The sequence below is a fragment of the Xanthomonas sp. BRIP62411 genome (assembly GCF_003993525.1).
Taxonomy (GTDB): Bacteria; Pseudomonadota; Gammaproteobacteria; order Xanthomonadales; family Xanthomonadaceae; genus Xanthomonas; species Xanthomonas euroxanthea.
Genome location: NZ_QEZI01000023.1, coordinates 26,532 through 43,859, shown reverse-complemented (window position 1 = coordinate 43,859; position 17,328 = coordinate 26,532). Strand labels below are relative to the sequence as shown.

The window sequence follows — 17,328 nt, the reverse complement described above, 5'->3', positions numbered from 1 at the left end:
CCGTTCGCAGCGGCGTGTCAGCGACTCAACCTGCACCAAGATCGGCAAGCGGATGCCGCGCAGGTGGCCAGGGCGATTGCAGGAATGCAGCCGCCCATTGCGCATCGGCCTGTTCCAGTTCGGCAGGCTGCCACTGTGGCGTGCGGTCCTTGTCGATCAACAGCGCGCGAATGCCTTCGGCAAAATCGCCGTGGGCGGCCGCATGCAGCGCCACTACGTACTCGGTGCGAAATGTCTCCGCCAACGTGCCGGTTTCCGGATGATGGTGCAGCTCCCAGGCCAGTCGCGCCGAGCCGGGGGCACCGGCTGCCAGCGTTGCGCGCGCGGCCTGCAGCCAGGCGTCCTCGCTTTGCAGTGCCAGGATTGCAGCGACCACCTCCTGTAGCGTCCGGCCTGCCACCAATTGCGCGATCAAGGCCGCATGCACCTGCAGTGGGCCCGGCTCCAGCGGTTGCGCAATCCCGTGCAGGAACGCGCCGAGCTGGGCGCGATCCTCGTCTGCATCGCCTGTCCAGGCATGTGCGCTCAAGGCTTCCAGCACTGGCCCGTATTGCGCATGCTCCAGCCGGACATCCGCAAGCCCGGCGTAGATGGCATCGCTGGCATCCAGCGGCGCACCGGTCAGTGCCAGAAACAACCCGAGAGCGTGCGGCACCCGGCGCAGCAACCAGCTGCCACCGACATCGGGAAACAGGCCGACACTGATCTCCGGCATCGCCAGCCGCGAGCGCTCGGTGACCACGCGATGGCTGGCGCCGGACATCAAGCCGATGCCGCCGCCCATCACGATGCCGTGGCCCCAGCACAGCAGCGGCTTGGGATAGGTGTGGATGCGATGGTCGAGCCGATATTCCTCTTCGAAGAACGCAGCGGCATGCGCATTGGCTTGCGGCTGCGCGCGACGCTCCTGCGCATCCGGCACCGCCTCGCGATGCGCACGCATGCTCTGGTACAGACCATGCAGGTCGCCGCCCGCGCAGAACGCTTTCTCGCCTGCGCCACGCAACACCACGCAGGCAATTTGCGCATCGTCGGCCCAGGCGCGCAGCTGCGCATCCAGCAGGCGCGTCATCTGCAACGACAGGCCGTTGAGCGTCCTGGGCGCATTCAGGGTGGCGATGCCGATGCGGTGCCCGTCGGCGCAATGACGTTGCTCGAACAGCACCGGCGCGTCTTCGGTTGGGCGCACATCCAGCATCAGCCATTGCTCCACTGCGGTGCGCGCTTTTCCAGAAAGGCTGCCACTCCCTCGGCCTGATCGGGCTGCTCGAACAGGTCGACGAAGGCCTCGCGCTCTGCCACCAGCGCGGCGGCATGGGTGCCATGGCGGGTGGACTGCACCAGGCGCTTGCACGCTGCGACACTGGCCGGACTCTGCTTGCCGGCGCGCTGTGCCCAGGCGATGGCATGCGCACGTGACTCGCCCTTGCCGACCACCTCTTCCACCAGGCCGATCCGCTGTGCAGTGGCGGCATCCAGACGTTCGCCGAGCAGGATCATGCGCTTGGCCCAGCCCTCGCCAACCAGGCGCGGCAGGTTCTGGGTACCGCCGGCGCACGGCAGCAACCCGACGCTGGCTTCCGGCAAGGCCAGTTGCGCGTGTTGCTCGGCGATGCGCAGATCGCAGGCCAGTGCGCACTCCAGGCCACCGCCCATCGCATAGCCGTTGATGGCCGCGATCGACACGCCGCGAAACGCGCTCAGCGCTTCGAAGGCTTCGCCGAACCGCCGCGCCGCGGCGCGCGCATTGGCCTTGTCGCCATCGGCAAACTGCTTGAGATCGGCGCCGGCGCTGAAGAACTTCTCGCCGTCGCCGGTGATCACCAGCGCGTAGATGCTGCGGTCCGCATCCAGCGCGTGCACCAGATCGCGCAAGGCCGCAAGGCTGTGCACGGTCCAGGTATTGGCCGGTGGATTGCGCAAGGTGACGATGGCGACATGGCCATCGCGTTCGACCTGCAAGCCGGTATGCGCGCGTGTTTCCCAATCGCTCATCGCAGTTCCTCCTCGCCATTGAGCAGGTGGCGCGCAATGATCATGCGCATCACCTCGTTGGTGCCTTCCAGGATACGGTGCACGCGGCTGTCGCGCAGCAGGCGCTCGATCGGATACTCGCGGATATAGCCGTAGCCGCCGTGGATCTGCAGGGCATCGTCGCAGATCGCAAAACCGGCATCGGTGGCGAAGCGCTTGGCCATCGCGCACCACACGGTGGCATCGTGGCTGCCGGCATCGAGCTTGCGCGCAGCGGTGTGCACCATCTGCCGGGCGGCAACCAACTGCGTGGCCATGTCGGCCAGCTTGAACTGCAGGGCCTGGAAATCGGCCAGCTTCTTGCCGAACTGACGGCGCTCGCCCATGTAGCGACGCGCGGCATCCAGCGCGCCTTGCGCCGCGCCCAACGAACAGGCCGCGATATTGATGCGGCCACCGTCCAGCGCCTTCATCGCCATCTTGAAGCCCTCGCCCTCCCTGCCGAGAAGATTGCCGGCCGGAATGCGCACATTCTCGAAGCTCACCCCGCGCGTGGGCTGGCTGTTCCAGCCCATCTTCTCTTCCTTGCGGCCGTAGCTGATGCCGGGCGCATCGGCAGGCACCACGAAGGCGCTGATGCCACGGGCGCCGTCGTCGCCGGTGCGGGCCATCACCACCAGCACATCGGTGGCGCCCGCGCCGGAAATGAAGGCCTTGCTGCCGTTGAGCACGTAGCTGTCGCCATCGCGCTGTGCGCGGGTCTTGAGCGAGGCCGCGTCCGAGCCGGCGCCCGGCTCGGTCAGGCAGTACGAGCCCAGCTTGACGCCGCTGGTCATCGCCTCGCCCCATTGCGCGCGCACCGCGTCATTACCGTAGCTGGCGATCAACCAGGTGGCCATGTTGTGGATGCTGATGAACGCCGACGTGGACGGATCGACCGTAGCCAGTTCTTCGAACACCACCGCAGCATCGAGACGGCGCATGCCCAGGCCGCCCACGCCTTCATCGGTATACAGCCCGCAAAAGCCCAGCTCGGCCGCCTTGGCGATGGCCTCGCGCGGGAAGTGGCTTTCCGCATCCCAGCGCGCGGCGTGCGGGGCGAGTTCCTTGTCGGCGAAGTCGCGCGCAGCGGCGCGGAACGCTTCCTGCTCGTCATTCAAGTCGGCCGTATTGGCGTGTAGCTGGATGGCTGCATTCATGGCGATCAGGTCACTTGAGGGAGATGGTGGTGTTGACGCCGTGGCCCAGCGTCTCGTCGTCGAACCAGCGCGCGGTCACGGTCTTGGTCTGGGTGTAGAACATCACCACCTGCTTGCCGTACGGGCCCAGGTCGCCGAGCTTGGAGGCACGCGAGCCGGTGAAGGAAAACAGCGGCACCGGCACCGGAATCGGCACGTTGATGCCGACCTGGCCCACATCGATGTCCTCCTGGAAACGCCGCGCCGCCGCGCCGGACTGGGTGAACAACGCGGTGCCATTGCCGTTGGGATTGGCATTGACCAGGGCGATGGCGTCATCCAGCGTGGCGGCCTCCAGGATCACCAGCACCGGGCCGAAGATTTCCTCGTCGTAGATGCGCATGCCGGGTCTGACCCCGGAAAAGATCGTCGGGCCGACGAAGTTGCCTTGCTCGAACCCCGGCACGCTGGGCGCGCGACCATCCAGTTCCAGCGTGGCGCCCTGCTCCACGCCGGAGGCGATCAGGCCTTCCACGCGCGCGCGCGCCGCGCAGGAGATCAGCGGCCCGACCTCCGTGCCCGGCGCATTGCCCGCGCCCAGCTTCAGGCCCTTGGCCTTGGCCACCAGCGCCGGAATCCACTGCCGCGCCTCGCCTACCAGCACCAGCGTGGAGGCCGCCATGCAGCGCTGGCCGGCCGCACCGAAGGCCGCGCCGACCATCGCGTTGAGCGTCTGTTCCTGGTTGGCGTCCGGCAGCACCACGGCATGATTCTTCGCACCCATCATGCATTGCACGCGCTTGCCTGCCAGCGCGGCGCGTTGATAGACGTGCGTGCCCACCTTGGTGGAGCCCACGAACGACAGCGCCTTGATATCCGGGTGGTCGCACAGCGCGTTGACCACGTCTTCGCCGCCGTGCACGACATTGAGCACGCCCTTGGGAATACCCGCCTCCAGCGCCAGTTCCACCAGCCGCATCGTCACCATCGGGTCCTGCTCGGATGGCTTGAGCACGAAGGTGTTGCCGGTGGCAATGGCCATCGGAAACATCCACAGCGGAATCATCGCCGGGAAGTTGAACGGGGTGATGCCCGCGCACACGCCCAGCGGCTGCAGCAGGCTATAGGTGTCCACGCCGTTGGCGACGTTGTTGGCCAGCTCGCCCAGCTGCAGGTTGCCGATCGCCGCGGCGTGTTCGACCACTTCCAGCCCACGGAACACATCGCCCTCGGCATCGGCCAGGGTCTTGCCCTGCTCGGCACTCAGCAACGCGGCCAGCTCGGGCAGGTGCTCGCGGATCAACTGCTGGTACTTCAGAAAGATGCGCGCGCGCGTGCCGATCGGGGTCTTGCGCCAGCTCACGAAGGCCTGGCTGGCCGCAGCCACCGCCGCGTCCACTTCGCCGGTGGTGGCGAACGGCACCTGCGCCAGCACGGATTGATCGGCCGGGTTGACCACCTCCTGCCACTGGGTGCTGGCGGAGGTGACGAACTGGCCGTCGATCAACAGGGACACGCGCGGGACGGAATCACTCATTGCAGGTTCGCTCGCAGAAGGCAGTGCAGATGCTTCGCATTGTTCGCAGCGCGAGCTGGCTTTCCCAGCCCGAGACTGCTTAATCGCGCTAAGCTGCCGCCACTCTTTTGCGAATCTTGCGAATGCCCCAGTCGCAGCTCCCGCTCCGTCACCAGCTCGGCCTGCGCCTGCAACGGCTGCGCCAGCGCCACGGCCTGACCCAGGCCGAGCTGGCGCGCCGGCTCGGCCTGTCGCCGAGCTACCTCAACCAGATCGAGCGCAACCAGCGCCCCTTGACCCTGGCGATCCAGCAACGGCTCAAGGCCACCCTGGGCGATCTCGACGGCCTGCTCGACCTGGACGACCCGGCCGCGCTGGTCGAGCCGCTGGACGAATCGCTGCGCAGCCTGGGCCACAGCCTGTCGGCCGCCGAGCTGCGTGTGCTCACCGGCAATCTGCCGCAGGTGGCCCAGGCCCTGCTGGACCTGCACCGCGCCCACCAGCACCTGCTCGAGCGCAACGCCGCGCTGGAAATACAGATCGGCGCCGACCACGCCGCGCTGCCCTCGCTGTCGCCGGGCGAGCAGGTGCGCGACTACTTCAATCGCGCGCACAACTATCTGCCGGAACTGGATGAGCGCGCCGAGGCGCTATATGCCGAACTCGGCCTGACCTCGGACAACCTGCCGCTGCGGCTGCGCCAACGCCTGGCCGACCGCCACGGCCTGCTGGTGCAGGACGCGCCCGATCTGCACAGCGACAAGCGCAGCGTGGATACGCAGGCGCGCGTGCTGTGGCTGCCGGCGCATCTGCGCCCCGGCCAGCAGGCCTTCCAGATGGCCGCGCAACTGGCCTTGCTGGAATGCGCACCGCTGCTGGACGCACGCATCGCCGATGCCGGCTTCGCCGATGCCGAGCGCATTGCACTCTCGCGCATTGGCTTGTCGAACTATTTCGCCGGCGCCCTGGTGATGCCGTACGGCGAATTCCTGCGCAGCGCCCAGCGCTCGCGCTACGACATCGAATGGCTGGCCGATCGCTTCGGCGTCGGCTTCGAGGCGGTCTGCCACCGGCTCAGCACCTTGCAGCGGCGCGGCGCGGCCGGGCTGCCGATCTTCTTCATGCGGGTCGATCGTGCCGGCAATGTGTCCAAGCGCCATTCGGCCACCGACTTCCATTTCTCGCATGTCGGCGGCGCCTGCCCGCTGTGGATCGTCTACGAGGCCTTCAACCAGCCCGACCGCATCCTCACCCAGATCGCACGCATGCCCGATGGCCGGCGCTATTTCTGGCTGGCGCGCCAGGTCAGCAGCGGCGCGCCGGGCTATGGCCGCCCGCGCAAGACCTTTGCGCTGGCGATGGGGTGCGACCTGCGCCATGCCGATCAGCTGGTGTATGCGCGCGGCTGGGACCTGGATGCGGTGGACGATGCGGTACCGATCGGCCCCGGCTGCCTGACCTGCGAACGCAACGACTGCGTGCAACGCGCATTTCCGGCATTGCCGCGGTTGTCTGCCAGCACGCGCTGACCGGGGACCAGGGCCCGTCGCATCGACCAGGCACGTCATTGCCCGGCGCCTGCAACTCACGCCGCAACGGTGACGAACCAGACGCTACCGCTGCAGTGCAGCATTCTAACGCGAGATAGCTCACGCAAAATGCTTCATTGGAATGGAATGACTTGCGCTTCTACCCTGAAGCGGACACATGCAGGACAGGGGGACGCCAGGGCGATCGACGATCGTCACAGCGTCACGCAAACGACCAATCGGCTCCACACCGCAGTACCGCAGCAACCGCCATGCCCGCGCCGGACGCACCCGCGCGCAGCCGCGCCAGAGCGCCGCACCAGCGGCCACTATTTCATTCGGTAACTTTGTCCTGGGAGGGATCAAACGATGCCCGTTCACCACACCGGCCACCCGGCCAGCCGGCGCCTGCGCCGCACACCCGTGCGCGACGTCCTCTGCACCACCATCGCCTGCGTGCTGGCCACCGCCTTCAGTGCGCACGCGCAGGACAGCGCGCCTGCCGCAGCGCCGGCCACCGACACCAGCACCGCGGCTGCGCCGCCGGTCACGCTCGACAACGTCACCGTGATTGGCCAGCGCGCCAGCCTGAATCAGGCGGTGCAGGCCAAGCAGATGTCCGATCACGTCATGGAAGTGATCTCCGCAGACAACATGGGGCAGATGCCCAACGTCACCGTGGCCGAAGCGCTGGTGCGCCTGCCCGGCGTCAACGGCACCCGCGACCGCGGCAACGAGAGCCTGGCCACCGTGCGCGGCCTTGGCCCGCGCATGACCATGGGCACCGTCAACGGACGCGAGATCGCCTCCTCCGAGCCCAATCGCGCGGTGCGCTGGGAAGTGTTTCCCACCGAGATCGTCTCCACCGTCAAGGTCTACAAGACCCAGTCGGCGGACCTGGTCGCCGGCGGTCTCGCGGCAACGGTGGACATCTCCACCATCAGCCCGCTGGACTACACCGGCCCGGGCTTTGTCGGCACCGCCGGCCCGGTGTTCTACGACCACGCCAAGGACGTGGATGGCTACACCCCGTGGGGCAGCCGCTTCGGCGCCAGCTGGGTGCACCAGATCAACGACAACCTGGCCGTTGCGCTGGGCGCGACCTACCAGAAGCAGAAGAATTCCAACTCCTCGATCGGCAGCTGGGGCTATACCGATGCCACCACCTCGCGCGATGTGGATGGCGACGGGACCGTGGACCCGACTCCGTTCGGCGCGGCCGACCAGCTCAAGCTGACCGACCAGACCCGCACCGGTGCGATGGGCACCGTGCAATGGCGCTCGGGCAACTTCGAATTGAAGTTCGACGGCCTCTACTCGCGCATCGAGATCGACGAAGACCAGTTGCAGAATTGGTTCAACGGCCTGGCCTACAGCACCTTCTCGACCGGCGCCAATCCGTACACCACGCCGGGCTCGTCCTACACCATCGTCGATGGCGATGTGGTGGCCGGCACGCTGGCCAATTCGAACCTGCAGGTCGACCATGTGGTCAGCCACTACAACGAGGTCAAGACGCTCACCGCCGGCGGCCTGAACGCCAAGTGGAGCGGCGATGTGTGGACGCTGGGCAGCGACCTGTCGTTCTCGCAGGCCAAGCGCGACAACACCTGGCAGGCGGTGCGCTTCGGCAGCAATCCGGACACCGTCTCGTTCGATTTCCGCCGCAGCGTCACCCCCACCATCCGCACCAGCTCGGATACGCCCGAATGGGGCATCGCCGGCCAGACCGAGCCGCAGGGGCTGCGCGACAAGATCGCCGCGCTGGCGCTCAACGCCAGCCGCTCGATCGATGCAGCCGCCTTCACTTCGCTGGAGTTCGGCGCACGTGCCGCGCGCCGTGAGAAGCAGAACCGCCGCTTCATCAGCAACCAGTCCGGCTATGACCAGCCGATCTCGGCCTATCAGGGCCTGATCTACCCGGTCACCATGCCGGACTTGAACGTGCCCACGCTGACCGGCGGCAACATGGATGCCATCGCCGAGATCGGCTTCGGCGGTTTCGACCCGGCCACGCTCAACGAGCAGTTGCTGGACCACTGGAACGTCAAGGAAGACGTGCGCGAAGCCTTCGCCAAGGCGGTCTTCAGCTCGCAACTGTTCGGCACTGATGTCACCGGCAACATCGGCGTGCGCCTGGTCAACACCAAGACCACCAGCGATGGCTTCGATTCGGTCGGCACCACCGTGCAGGCAAGCAGCGACCGCAAGGAATACACCGACGTGTTGCCCAGTGCCACCGTCAACTTCCTGATCGACGATCAACGCATCCTGCGCTTTGCGGTGGCCAAGGTCATCGCGCGTCCGCCGCTGGACGAGTTGCGCACCGGCCGGCGCCTGGACGACCCCAACGTCACCATCGGCCAGCTCACCGGCAGCGGCGGCAATCCGCAGCTGGATCCGTTCAAGGCCACCCAGGTCGACCTGTCCTACGAGTGGTACTTCCACAAGGAAGCGCTCGCCGCACTGGCCGTGTACCGCAAGGAAGTGGATTCCAGCATCGGCTACCGCACCGACCGTGAGGTGATCAACGGCCTGGATTACCTGGTCAGCGCCCCGTTCAACGGCGGTGGCGGGCATATCAACGGCTTAGAACTCACCTTCCAGACGCCGTTCTACTTCATCCCGCACATGGAAAACTTCGGCGTCTATTCCAACTTCTCGCTGGTCGATTCCAACCTCAAGGAATTCTCGCCGGAGAACAACCCGCTGCCGTTGAGCGGGCTGGCACGCAAGACCGGCACCTTCGACCTGTGGTACAGCAACGGCAGCTTCGAAGCGCGCGTGGGTTACAAGTACCACAGCCCCTACACCGTGGTGTATGGCTGGAATGCGGCGCGCCTGGCACGGCTGCAGAGCGAAGGCACGGTGGATCTGAGCCTGAACTGGCAGTACAGCAAGCAGCTTGGCTTCCGCTTCCAGGCCGGCAACCTCACCAACGAACCGCTGCGCGCCTATACCGACAACAAGCCCAACCGCCTGGCCAACCAGGACGACGGCGGCTACCAGGTGTTTGGCCGTCGCTACTCGCTGGAAGCGACCTACAAGTTCTAAGCGTCGCTGACTTCCGCTGCACGACTGCTCCACAGCTGCGGGCGGTGCGCAATCGTCTCCGTCAGCAGCGGTGCGATTGCGCACCGACCGCACGACGGCACCGCCGCCTGCGGCAGGCTGTCACCGCTCCGCGCTCTATCTGTCGAGGAATTGCATGCGCTCCACACGTCGCCTCTGGACACCCGCGCTGCTCGCGCTGGCCATCTCCACCTTCGCACACGCCGCCCCGGCCCCCGCCACGCTGTATCTGGGCGCAGACCTGTCCTACGTCAACGAGATGGAGGAATGCGGCGTGCAATACCGCGAGAACGGCGTGGTCAAGGACCCATTCGAACTGTTCCATGCGCACGGCGCCAACCTGGTGCGCGTGCGGTTGTGGAACGATGCCCGCTGGACCCGCTACAGCGACCTGTCCGACGTCAAGAAGACCATCGCGCGCGCACGTGCGCAGGGTATGCAGGTGCTGCTGGACCTGCACTATTCCGACGACTGGGCCGATGGCGAAAAACAGCTGATTCCCAAGGCCTGGGCCAGCATCACCGATACCGATGAACTGGCGCGCACGCTGTACGGTTTCACCTATGACACGCTCAGCGCGCTCGACCGTGCTGGCCTGATGCCGGAGCTGGTGCAGGTCGGCAACGAAAGCAATTCCGATCTGATGGACAGCCAGCCATGGGACAAAAAGCGCCCCATCGACTGGCAGCGCAACGCCAAGCTGTTCAACGCCGGCATCAAGGCGGTACGCGACATCGGCGCACGCTCCACGATCAAGCCGCGGGTGATGCTGCATATCGCCCAGCCGGAGAATGTGGAGCCGTGGTTTGCCGCAGCCACCAAGGCCGGCGTCACCGACTACGACCTGATCGGCATCAGCTACTACCGCAAATGGTCGACCCAGTCGATGGCCGAGCTGGGCAAGACCATCAAGCGCCTGCGCGGCCGATACGACACCGATGTGGTGGTGGTGGAAACCGCCTATCCGTGGACGCTGGAGCCCGGCGACACCTCGCACAACCTGCTCGGCGAGGATTCGCTGATTGCCGGCTACCCGGCCACCCCGCAGGGCCAGTTCCGCTACATGGTCGACCTCACCCAACTGGTGATCGACACCGGCGGCGCCGGCGTCGTGTACTGGGAGCCGGCATGGACCAGCAGCAGCTGCAAGACGCGCTGGGGCACCGGCTCGTCGTGGGAAAACGCCAGCTTCTTCGACTTCAAGCACGCCAATGACGTGCTGCCGGCGATCGACTTCATGCGTCACCCGTATACCGGCGTGCCGGCGTCCGGTCAGCCTGCAGCAGCCAAGCCTGCGTCGATCACCCCAGGCAAGCCCACCGACGCCCGCAGGAGGACCCAGCCATGACCGGCATCAATCGCCGCGAACTGCTGCGCGGCATGCTCGCCAGCGGCGTGGGCGCCGCACTTCCGGTCGGTACGGCCGGTGCGTTGCTGCCCGCCATCGCCGCTGCAGCGCCAGCTGCAGCCGACAACGCCACGCCGCTTGCCGCACTCGGCGATGCAGCCCTGGCGCCGCGCGAACGGCTGCTGTTCGACTTCGGTTGGCGCTTCCATCTTGGTCACGCCAGCGACCCGTCGCGCGACTTCGAGTTCGGCACCTTCCAGCGCAGCTTCGCCAAGGCCGGCAAGGACACCGCCACCGCCGCGCAGCTCGCCTTCGACGACAGTGGCTGGGAACTGCTGGATCTGCCGCACGACTGGGCGGTCACCCTGCCCTTCCGGCAGGAACCGATCTCGGCCACCATCACCGAAGAGGACCCGGCCGCTGCGCACGGCTACAAGCCGCTGGGCACCAGCTTTCCGGAAACCAGCGTGGGCTGGTATCGGCGCACGCTGCAGATTCCCGCAAGCGATCTGGGCAAGCGCATCAGCCTGGTGTTCGACGGTGTGTTCCGCGACTGCATCGTGTTCTGCAACGGCCACATCGTCGGGCGCAATGCCAGCGGCTATTGCGGTTTCGAGGTCGATCTCAGCGAAGTGCTCGACTACGGCAAGCCCAACCTCATCGCCGTGCGCGTGGATGCCACGCTGGGCGAAGGCTGGTTCTACGAAGGCGCCGGCATCTACCGCCATCTGTGGCTGCACAAGACCGACCCGCTGCATCTGCCGCAGGACGGCGTGTTCGTGCGCAGCACCGTGCACGGCGACAACGCCACCGCGCAGCTGTCCACCGAAGTGCGCAACGATGGCGGCGGCGCGCGCCAATGCACGGTGCAGGTGCGCGTGACCGCGCCGGATGGCCGCGTCGTTGCACAGGCAGCCAGCGCCACGGTCACCGTTGCACCCGGCCAGGTACAGCGCGTCGAGCAGACCCTGCCGCTTGGCCAGGCTGCGTTGTGGTCGATCGACACCCCGCAGCTCTACCACCTGACCACCAGCGTGCACAGCGATGGCAAGGCGGTCGATGCGGTGGTCACGCCGTTCGGCGTGCGCACGGCTGTCTTCGACGCACAACGCGGCTTCCTGTTGAACGGCGCACCACTCAAGCTGCATGGCACCAACAACCACCAGGATCACGCCGGCGTCGGCACCGCCATCCCGGACAGCCTGCACGAATGGCGCCTGCGCCAGCTCAAGTCGATGGGCTGCAACGCCTACCGCAGCTCGCACAATCCGGCCACGCCCGAACTGCTCGCACTCTGCGATCGGCTCGGCATGTTGGTGATCGAAGAGACCCGCCGCATGTCCACCGACCCCGAAGCGATGGGCGAGTTGGAGACGATGGTGCGGCGCGGGCGCAATCATCCCAGCGTGATCCTGTGGTCGCTCGGCAACGAAGAGCCGCAGCAGGTCACCGAGCGTGGCGCGCGCATCGTCAGCCGCATGCAGCAACGCGTGCGTCAGCTCGATCCCACCCGCCCCACCACCTTCGCCATGGACAAGGGCTTTGGCGATGGCGTCGGCCAGGTCGTGGATGTGGTCGGCTTCAACTACCGCACCAGCCAGATGGACGGCTTCCATGCGCAGTACCCCCACATTCCAATCTATGGCAGCGAAACCGGAAGCACCGTGTCGGTGCGCGGCAACTACCAGCGCGACGACACGCGCGGCTACACCCGCGCCTACGACACCGACCACCCCTGGTGGGCCAGTACCGCCGAAGCCTGGTGGAGCTATGTCGCCCAGCGCCCGTTTATCGCAGGTGGCTTCATCTGGACCGGCTTCGATTACCGCGGCGAACCCACGCCCTACAACCGCTGGCCGAATGTCGCCTCGCAGTTCGGCGTGCTCGACAGCTGCGGCTTCCCCAAGGACAACTACTGGTACTACCGCGCGCAATGGACCGGCGAACCGGTGCTGCATCTGTTCCCGCACTGGAACTGGGACGGCCTGCTGCAGCCCGACGACAAGGGCCGCGTCGCGGTCTGGTGCCACAGCAATCTCGAAGCGGTGGAACTGCTGGTCAACGGCGTCAGCCAGGGCCTGCAGCAGGTCCCTGCGTACGGCCATGTCGAATGGCGCGTGGTCTACGCACCCGGCGTGATCGAGGCCCGGGGCTATCGCGGCGGCAAACTGGTGCGCAGCGAACGCCGCGAGACGGCCGGCACGCCGGCAGCGATCCGCCTGAGCTGCGACCGCAATGCAGTGCGCGCCGATGCCGAAGACGTGGCGGTGGTCAAGGTGGAAATCGTCGATGCACAGGGCCGCGTCGTTCCCACCGCCGATACGCTGGTGCAGTTCGCATTGCGCGGCCCGGCGCGGTTGATCGGCGTAGGCAACGGCGACCCTGCCAGCCACGAGGACGACAAGGCGCCGCAACGCAAGGCCTTCAATGGACTCTGTGCGGCCCTGCTGCAGAGCACGCGCAGTGCCGGCAGCATCGTGCTGCAGGCCACCGCGCCCGGCCTCGCCGCTGCCACCCTGCGCCTGGATGCCGACAAGGCCAGGCTGCGCGCATCGGTGGCCTGACGCTAGCCGGAGCAGTGGCTGCGTTGATCACCAAAAATCACGTCAGCACCAACTGACCGCAGGCCCGGGAGCCATGACCGGCTCCCGGCACTGGCGCCCGCCTGCGCAAGCGTCATGCAGTGGCCACGCCCGCCCGGCCCACCGCGGCTACGTCGCGCGAATGGAAAGTTGGCCGACGGGTTTACGCATCCGCGCTCCCCGCATCCGGCGCACGCGGAAAGTAGCGGCTGAGTTTTTCTTCCCACGCCTGGAACTGCTCAAGCGTGTAGGCATCCATCGGCCGTGGATCGGCGGCCACCGCTTTTTTCTGCGCGACATATGCGATGCGCTGGGACGCCAACTCGTCCCATGCCTTGCGCAGCATCACCGGGTCGGGATGCGAGACCATCATCGCTTCCAGCAGCGTGGCCTGGGCCACGCGTGCGGCCAGCAGGTCGCTGAGCGCCTCGGTCACGGCCTGCATCCACTCATGTTGTTTCTGTTCCATACCCGACCGGACCGCCTGCGTGATGTGCCCCACACGGTAGCGCCTCCGCTGGCACGGCCATGTGCAGCCATCATCGACCCGGTGCCGGCGAACACGTCTCCCCGGTGTCGCGGCGCGCGCGGGCCCGCCTCACGCAGGTCTTGCATATCGCGACGCGCAAGCAGGACCCAACGCGACAACGTCACGCTCACTTCCGCCAGCAGCGACGATAAACGCAATCCCTCGGTCTCCAGGCAGCGCCCGACGTCCGCATCACAGGTGCGGCCATTGTCGGAGGCGATGCCGCTCGACATCCCGCGCTCATTGCCCGGACCATGGGGGGCGCTGCGCGCACGCCGTCATTGCCGACCATGATCGAAGATCCGGCGGATAACGGCCTCGGCCATGACATGCAGCAGCGCACCGGTGATGCCCCCGAGAAGAACCTCGGTGCCGCGATAGACACCGACCAGAAGATAGGAGCTTTCCGGGTCTCCAGTCAGAAACACGATGGGGCACGTCCACATGCACACCCGCAGAGGCGGATAAAGACGCGCGACCGCTGCCGCAAGCCCGACGGACATGGCGACTTTGGCGGCGATGGCGATCCCCAATGGTGTGGTCAACGTCCCGACCGTCACCGCGATGGCCACGCCAACCAGCGTGCCGAGCAGACGGCTCACCGTTGCGTCGCGTGTTTCACCCAGCCTCTCCTGGGAGACGATGATGCCGGACATTGCCGCCCAAACCGGATGGGGGAGCCCGACAGCCTGCCCGAGCATGAAGGACACGGTCGCCGCCCCCGAGCAGCGCAGCACGAAGGCGACATCGCGGGCGTGCTTCTCGGCCCGCGACTGGACGATTTCGGCTCGGTCGTCTGGATCTGCCAGGCCCATCATCCGATCAGAACCTCAGATTGGTGCGGGCAAGATCGACCACCTCGTCACCACGTCCGTTGATGAGCGCTTTCAGCATGAAGAGGCTGAAGCCTTTGGCCTGCTCGAGCTGGATCTTTGGCGGCATCACGAGTTCCTGCTTGGCAGTCACCACGTCCACCAGCACCGGCCCGGGATGGGCAAAGGCCGTGCGCAGCGCATCGTCGACATCGTCCGATTGCTCCACCCGTATGCCTTTGACACCCATCGCCGTCGCCATGGCGGCGAAATCCGGATTCTTCAGGTCTGTGCCCGTGTCCAGATACCCGCCGGCCTTCATTTCCATTGCCACAAAGCCCAGCGAGCCGTTATTGATGACGATCACTTTCACCGGCAGCCCGAGCTGAGACAGGGAAATGAAGTCGCCCATCATCATGGAAAATCCGCCATCGCCTGAGAGCGACACCACCTGCCGCTCCGGCGCGGCCGCCTGTGCCCCGATGGCCTGGAGCAACGCATTGGCCATTGATCCATGGTTGAATGAACCGAGCAGGCGGCGCTTGCCGTTCATGGCCAGATAGCGTGCCGCCCAAACCGTCGGCGTGCCGACGTCCGCGGTGAAGATGGCATCTTGCGCTGCGAGCTCGCTGATACGGCGAACAAGATACTGGGGATGGATCGGCCTTCCTGGCGGCGATGCAACAGCAAGATCGTCCAGTCCCTTGCGCGCCTGCGCGTAGTGCTGGCGCGCCGACTCCAGGAAGGCACGATCCGTGCGCTGGTTCAACAGCGGCAAGAGGGCAGCGAGCGTCTCCGCCACATCGCCGACCAGCCCTTGCGTCAGCGCAACGCGCTTGCCGAGGGCGCCGGGATCGCGATCGATCTGAAGCACCTGCGTGCCGTTGGGATAAAAGGCGCGATAGGGAAAGTCCGTGCCCAGCATCAACAGCGTGTCGCTGGACAGCATCGCGTGATAGCCGGAGGAGAAGCCGATCAACCCCGTCATGCCGACATCGTAGGGATTGTCCCACTCGACATGTTCCTTGCCGCGGAGCGCATGCACGATTGGCGCGTTCAGCTTGGCCGCCAGCGCAACCAGGGCATCGTGACTGCCTGCGCATCCGCTGCCGGCGAGGATGGTGATGGTCCTGGCGGCATTCAATCGCTCCGCCAGTGTTTCGATTTCGCTGACGGCGGGAAGTGTGCGCGCGGGTTTGGGCAGTGCGGCATTCCAGGGGGCGATCGCCGGGGCGGGCAGCAGCGCCACATCGCCGGGGATGACGAGCACGGAGACACCGTGACGGCCGATGGCGGTGTTTAGCGCCCGATGCAGCAGTCCGGGCATCTGCGCGGGGTTGGAGACCAGCTCGATGAAGTCGGCACACTCGCGAAACAGTTCCTGCGGATGGGTTTCCTGGAAATAGCCCGATCCGACCTCCGACGATGGGATGTGCGCGGCGATCGCCAGCACGGGAACATGATTGCGCTTGCAGTCAAACAGGCCGTTGATCAGATGCAGGTTGCCCGGCCCGCAACTGCCGGCACAGACCGCGAGTTGTCCGGTGATCGCCGCTTCCGCGCCAGCGGCAAATGCAGCGGTTTCCTCATGGCGCACATGCATCCAGTCGATCTTGCCGAGCCGGCGCAGGCTGTCATTGAGGCCGTTGAGGCTGTCACCTGTGACGCCCCAGATCCGTTTCACGCCCGCGTCGGCGAGGGTATTGGCGATCAGGTCGGCGATTGTGAGGGACATGACGGCGTGGTTCCTTGCGTTTCGAAGTGCACGCATCGTAGCTAAGCTTTCAATATATTAAAATCGCGTTTTTGATATCCAGATATGAATAACATCGACCTCCGGCATCTGCGCTACTTCCTCGTTCTCGCGCACGAACTCCACTTCACGCGTGCGGCCCAGAAGATTGGAATCCGGCAACCGCCGCTGAGCATGCAGATCCAACAGTTGGAAGACATTGTCGGTGCGCGGCTTTTTCGTCGCCGGTCACGCGGCGTGGAGCTCACGGCTGCGGGGCGCAGTCTGCAACTGTCGGCAACCGAAATCTTTGCGCGGCTGGACGCTGCCCTGGCCGACGCGCGGCGTCATGGCGAGGGGCAAGCCGGGCAGTTGCGTGTCGGCTTTGCTGGCGCAACCTATTTCAACCCCGCCATTCCTGCAGCGATCCAGGCCTTTCGCACCCGGCACCCTGATGTCGTGCTGTCGCCCGAACAGAGCAATACGCCCGCGCTGCTGGCGGGCTTGCGTGACAACAGACTGGATGTGGCATTCATCCGCCCGCCGGTTGACCAGGATGATCGCGTGACGGTGCGCCCCTTTGTGGACGAGGAGATGGTCATCGCCGTTCCAAGCGGCCATCCGCTCGACGGTGAAACGCCGCTCCCCCTGTCTGCCACAGCGGGCGAAACCTTGATCCTGTTTCCTCGCACCATCGGCACGGGGCTTTACGACACCGTGATGGCCGCCTGCCGCGATGCGGGGTTCACCCCTCGCCTGGGACAGGCGGCGTCCCAGATCGCGTCCATCATTCCCATGGTGGCGGCGGGGTTCGGCGTGTCGGTCATTCCGACATCGGTCAGCCGCATTCAAAACGAAGGCGTCACCTACCGAAGGATCGCTGGCCAGACCCTACACGCGCCTATCGCACTGGCCACCCGTGCAGACGACCTTTCTCCGCTGGTGTCCGGTTTCGTGGCCGCAGTGCAATTGATCCAGCAGGCCGCAAGCCGGACCACAGCGTGAGGCCAGCCTGGACGCTGCGCTGGTTTGTCAGATCGCATGGCCTGATTTGCG

The 17,328-nt window shown here is 66.1% G+C and carries 12 protein-coding genes; 5 read left to right on the top strand and 7 right to left on the bottom strand.

The window, feature by feature from the left end; genetic code table 11:
* Positions 1 to 25 precede the first annotated feature (25 nt).
* The 4 genes from EO139_RS18400 to EO139_RS18385 are packed head-to-tail and all read right to left on the bottom strand — an operon-like array spanning position 26 to position 4,689.
* Positions 26 to 1,198: an enoyl-CoA hydratase/isomerase family protein gene (locus EO139_RS18400; protein WP_164739916.1), complete on the bottom strand. Its 1,173-nt coding sequence runs from the start codon at positions 1,196 to 1,198 to the stop codon at positions 26 to 28.
* The gene (locus EO139_RS18395) at positions 1,198 to 1,995 is read right to left on the bottom strand and encodes an enoyl-CoA hydratase (protein WP_119128960.1); all 798 of its coding nucleotides are present in this window, start codon (positions 1,993 to 1,995) and stop codon (positions 1,198 to 1,200) included. Before EO139_RS18395 ends, EO139_RS18400 begins: the two co-directional genes overlap by 1 nt.
* On the bottom strand, positions 1,992 to 3,173 hold the full coding sequence (locus tag EO139_RS18390; protein WP_104650514.1) for an acyl-CoA dehydrogenase family protein: 1,182 nt from the start codon (positions 3,171 to 3,173) through the stop codon (positions 1,992 to 1,994). The genes EO139_RS18395 and EO139_RS18390 overlap by 4 nt, the downstream gene beginning before the upstream one ends.
* Before the next feature lie 10 nt (positions 3,174 to 3,183).
* Positions 3,184 to 4,689: a CoA-acylating methylmalonate-semialdehyde dehydrogenase gene (locus EO139_RS18385; protein WP_104585518.1), complete on the bottom strand. Its 1,506-nt coding sequence runs from the start codon at positions 4,687 to 4,689 to the stop codon at positions 3,184 to 3,186.
* A gap of 122 nt (positions 4,690 to 4,811) precedes the next feature.
* Here EO139_RS18385 and EO139_RS18380 point away from each other — a divergent pair, with 122 nt between their 5' ends.
* The 4 genes from EO139_RS18380 (at position 4,812) to galA (ending at position 13,181) form a co-directional block, all read left to right on the top strand.
* Positions 4,812 to 6,197 (top strand): short-chain fatty acyl-CoA regulator family protein, encoded by a 1,386-nt coding sequence (locus EO139_RS18380; protein ID WP_126971853.1) that lies wholly within the window; start codon positions 4,812 to 4,814, stop codon positions 6,195 to 6,197.
* 369 nt (positions 6,198 to 6,566) lie between these two features.
* Entirely contained in the window at positions 6,567 to 9,251 is a 2,685-nt protein-coding gene (locus EO139_RS18375) for a TonB-dependent receptor (RefSeq protein WP_126971851.1), read from the top strand.
* A 154-nt stretch (positions 9,252 to 9,405) separates the two neighbouring features.
* Positions 9,406 to 10,617: an arabinogalactan endo-1,4-beta-galactosidase gene (locus EO139_RS18370; protein WP_119128958.1), complete on the top strand. Its 1,212-nt coding sequence runs from the start codon at positions 9,406 to 9,408 to the stop codon at positions 10,615 to 10,617.
* Entirely contained in the window at positions 10,614 to 13,181 is a 2,568-nt protein-coding gene (galA, locus tag EO139_RS18365; RefSeq protein WP_119128957.1) for a beta-galactosidase GalA, read from the top strand. Before EO139_RS18370 ends, galA begins: the two co-directional genes overlap by 4 nt.
* 181 nt (positions 13,182 to 13,362) lie before the next feature.
* On the opposite strand, the gene EO139_RS18360 is transcribed toward galA, so the two are convergent.
* The 3 genes from EO139_RS18360 to poxB all read right to left on the bottom strand — a co-directional run bounded on the left by EO139_RS18360 (position 13,363) and on the right by poxB (position 16,263).
* On the bottom strand, positions 13,363 to 13,668 hold the full coding sequence (locus tag EO139_RS18360) for a hypothetical protein (RefSeq protein WP_164739019.1): 306 nt from the start codon (positions 13,666 to 13,668) through the stop codon (positions 13,363 to 13,365).
* A 338-nt stretch (positions 13,669 to 14,006) separates the two neighbouring features.
* Positions 14,007 to 14,543 carry an FUSC family protein gene (locus EO139_RS18355; RefSeq protein WP_180708056.1) on the bottom strand — a complete coding sequence of 179 codons (537 nt, stop codon included), beginning with the start codon at positions 14,541 to 14,543 and terminating at the stop codon, positions 14,007 to 14,009.
* A gap of 7 nt (positions 14,544 to 14,550) precedes the next feature.
* Complete coding sequence (poxB, locus tag EO139_RS18350) at positions 14,551 to 16,263, bottom strand: ubiquinone-dependent pyruvate dehydrogenase (protein ID WP_206515163.1); 1,713 nt, start codon at positions 16,261 to 16,263, stop codon at positions 14,551 to 14,553.
* A gap of 96 nt (positions 16,264 to 16,359) precedes the next feature.
* Here poxB and EO139_RS18345 point away from each other — a divergent pair, with 96 nt between their 5' ends.
* Entirely contained in the window at positions 16,360 to 17,277 is a 918-nt protein-coding gene (locus tag EO139_RS18345; RefSeq protein ID WP_208412064.1) for a LysR family transcriptional regulator, read from the top strand.
* The last annotated feature ends 51 nt before the right edge of the window (positions 17,278 to 17,328 follow it).

Excerpts from the sequence above, each read along its gene's own strand:
- EO139_RS18400 (WP_164739916.1), bottom strand. The coding sequence starts at position 1,198 with ATGCTGGATGTGCGCCCAACCGAAGACGCGCCGGTGCTGTTCGAGCAA.
- EO139_RS18395 (WP_119128960.1), bottom strand. The coding sequence starts at position 1,995 with ATGAGCGATTGGGAAACACGCGCGCATACCGGCTTGCAGGTCGAACGC.
- EO139_RS18390 (WP_104650514.1), bottom strand. The coding sequence starts at position 3,173 with ATGAATGCAGCCATCCAGCTACACGCCAATACGGCCGACTTGAATGAC.
- EO139_RS18385 (WP_104585518.1), bottom strand. The coding sequence starts at position 4,689 with ATGAGTGATTCCGTCCCGCGCGTGTCCCTGTTGATCGACGGCCAGTTC.
- EO139_RS18380 (WP_126971853.1), top strand. The coding sequence starts at position 4,812 with ATGCCCCAGTCGCAGCTCCCGCTCCGTCACCAGCTCGGCCTGCGCCTG.
- EO139_RS18375 (WP_126971851.1), top strand. The coding sequence starts at position 6,567 with ATGCCCGTTCACCACACCGGCCACCCGGCCAGCCGGCGCCTGCGCCGC.
- EO139_RS18370 (WP_119128958.1), top strand. The coding sequence starts at position 9,406 with ATGCGCTCCACACGTCGCCTCTGGACACCCGCGCTGCTCGCGCTGGCC.
- galA (WP_119128957.1), top strand. The coding sequence starts at position 10,614 with ATGACCGGCATCAATCGCCGCGAACTGCTGCGCGGCATGCTCGCCAGC.
- EO139_RS18360 (WP_164739019.1), bottom strand. The coding sequence starts at position 13,668 with ATGGAACAGAAACAACATGAGTGGATGCAGGCCGTGACCGAGGCGCTC.
- EO139_RS18355 (WP_180708056.1), bottom strand. The coding sequence starts at position 14,543 with ATGGGCCTGGCAGATCCAGACGACCGAGCCGAAATCGTCCAGTCGCGG.
- EO139_RS18345 (WP_208412064.1), top strand. The coding sequence starts at position 16,360 with ATGAATAACATCGACCTCCGGCATCTGCGCTACTTCCTCGTTCTCGCG.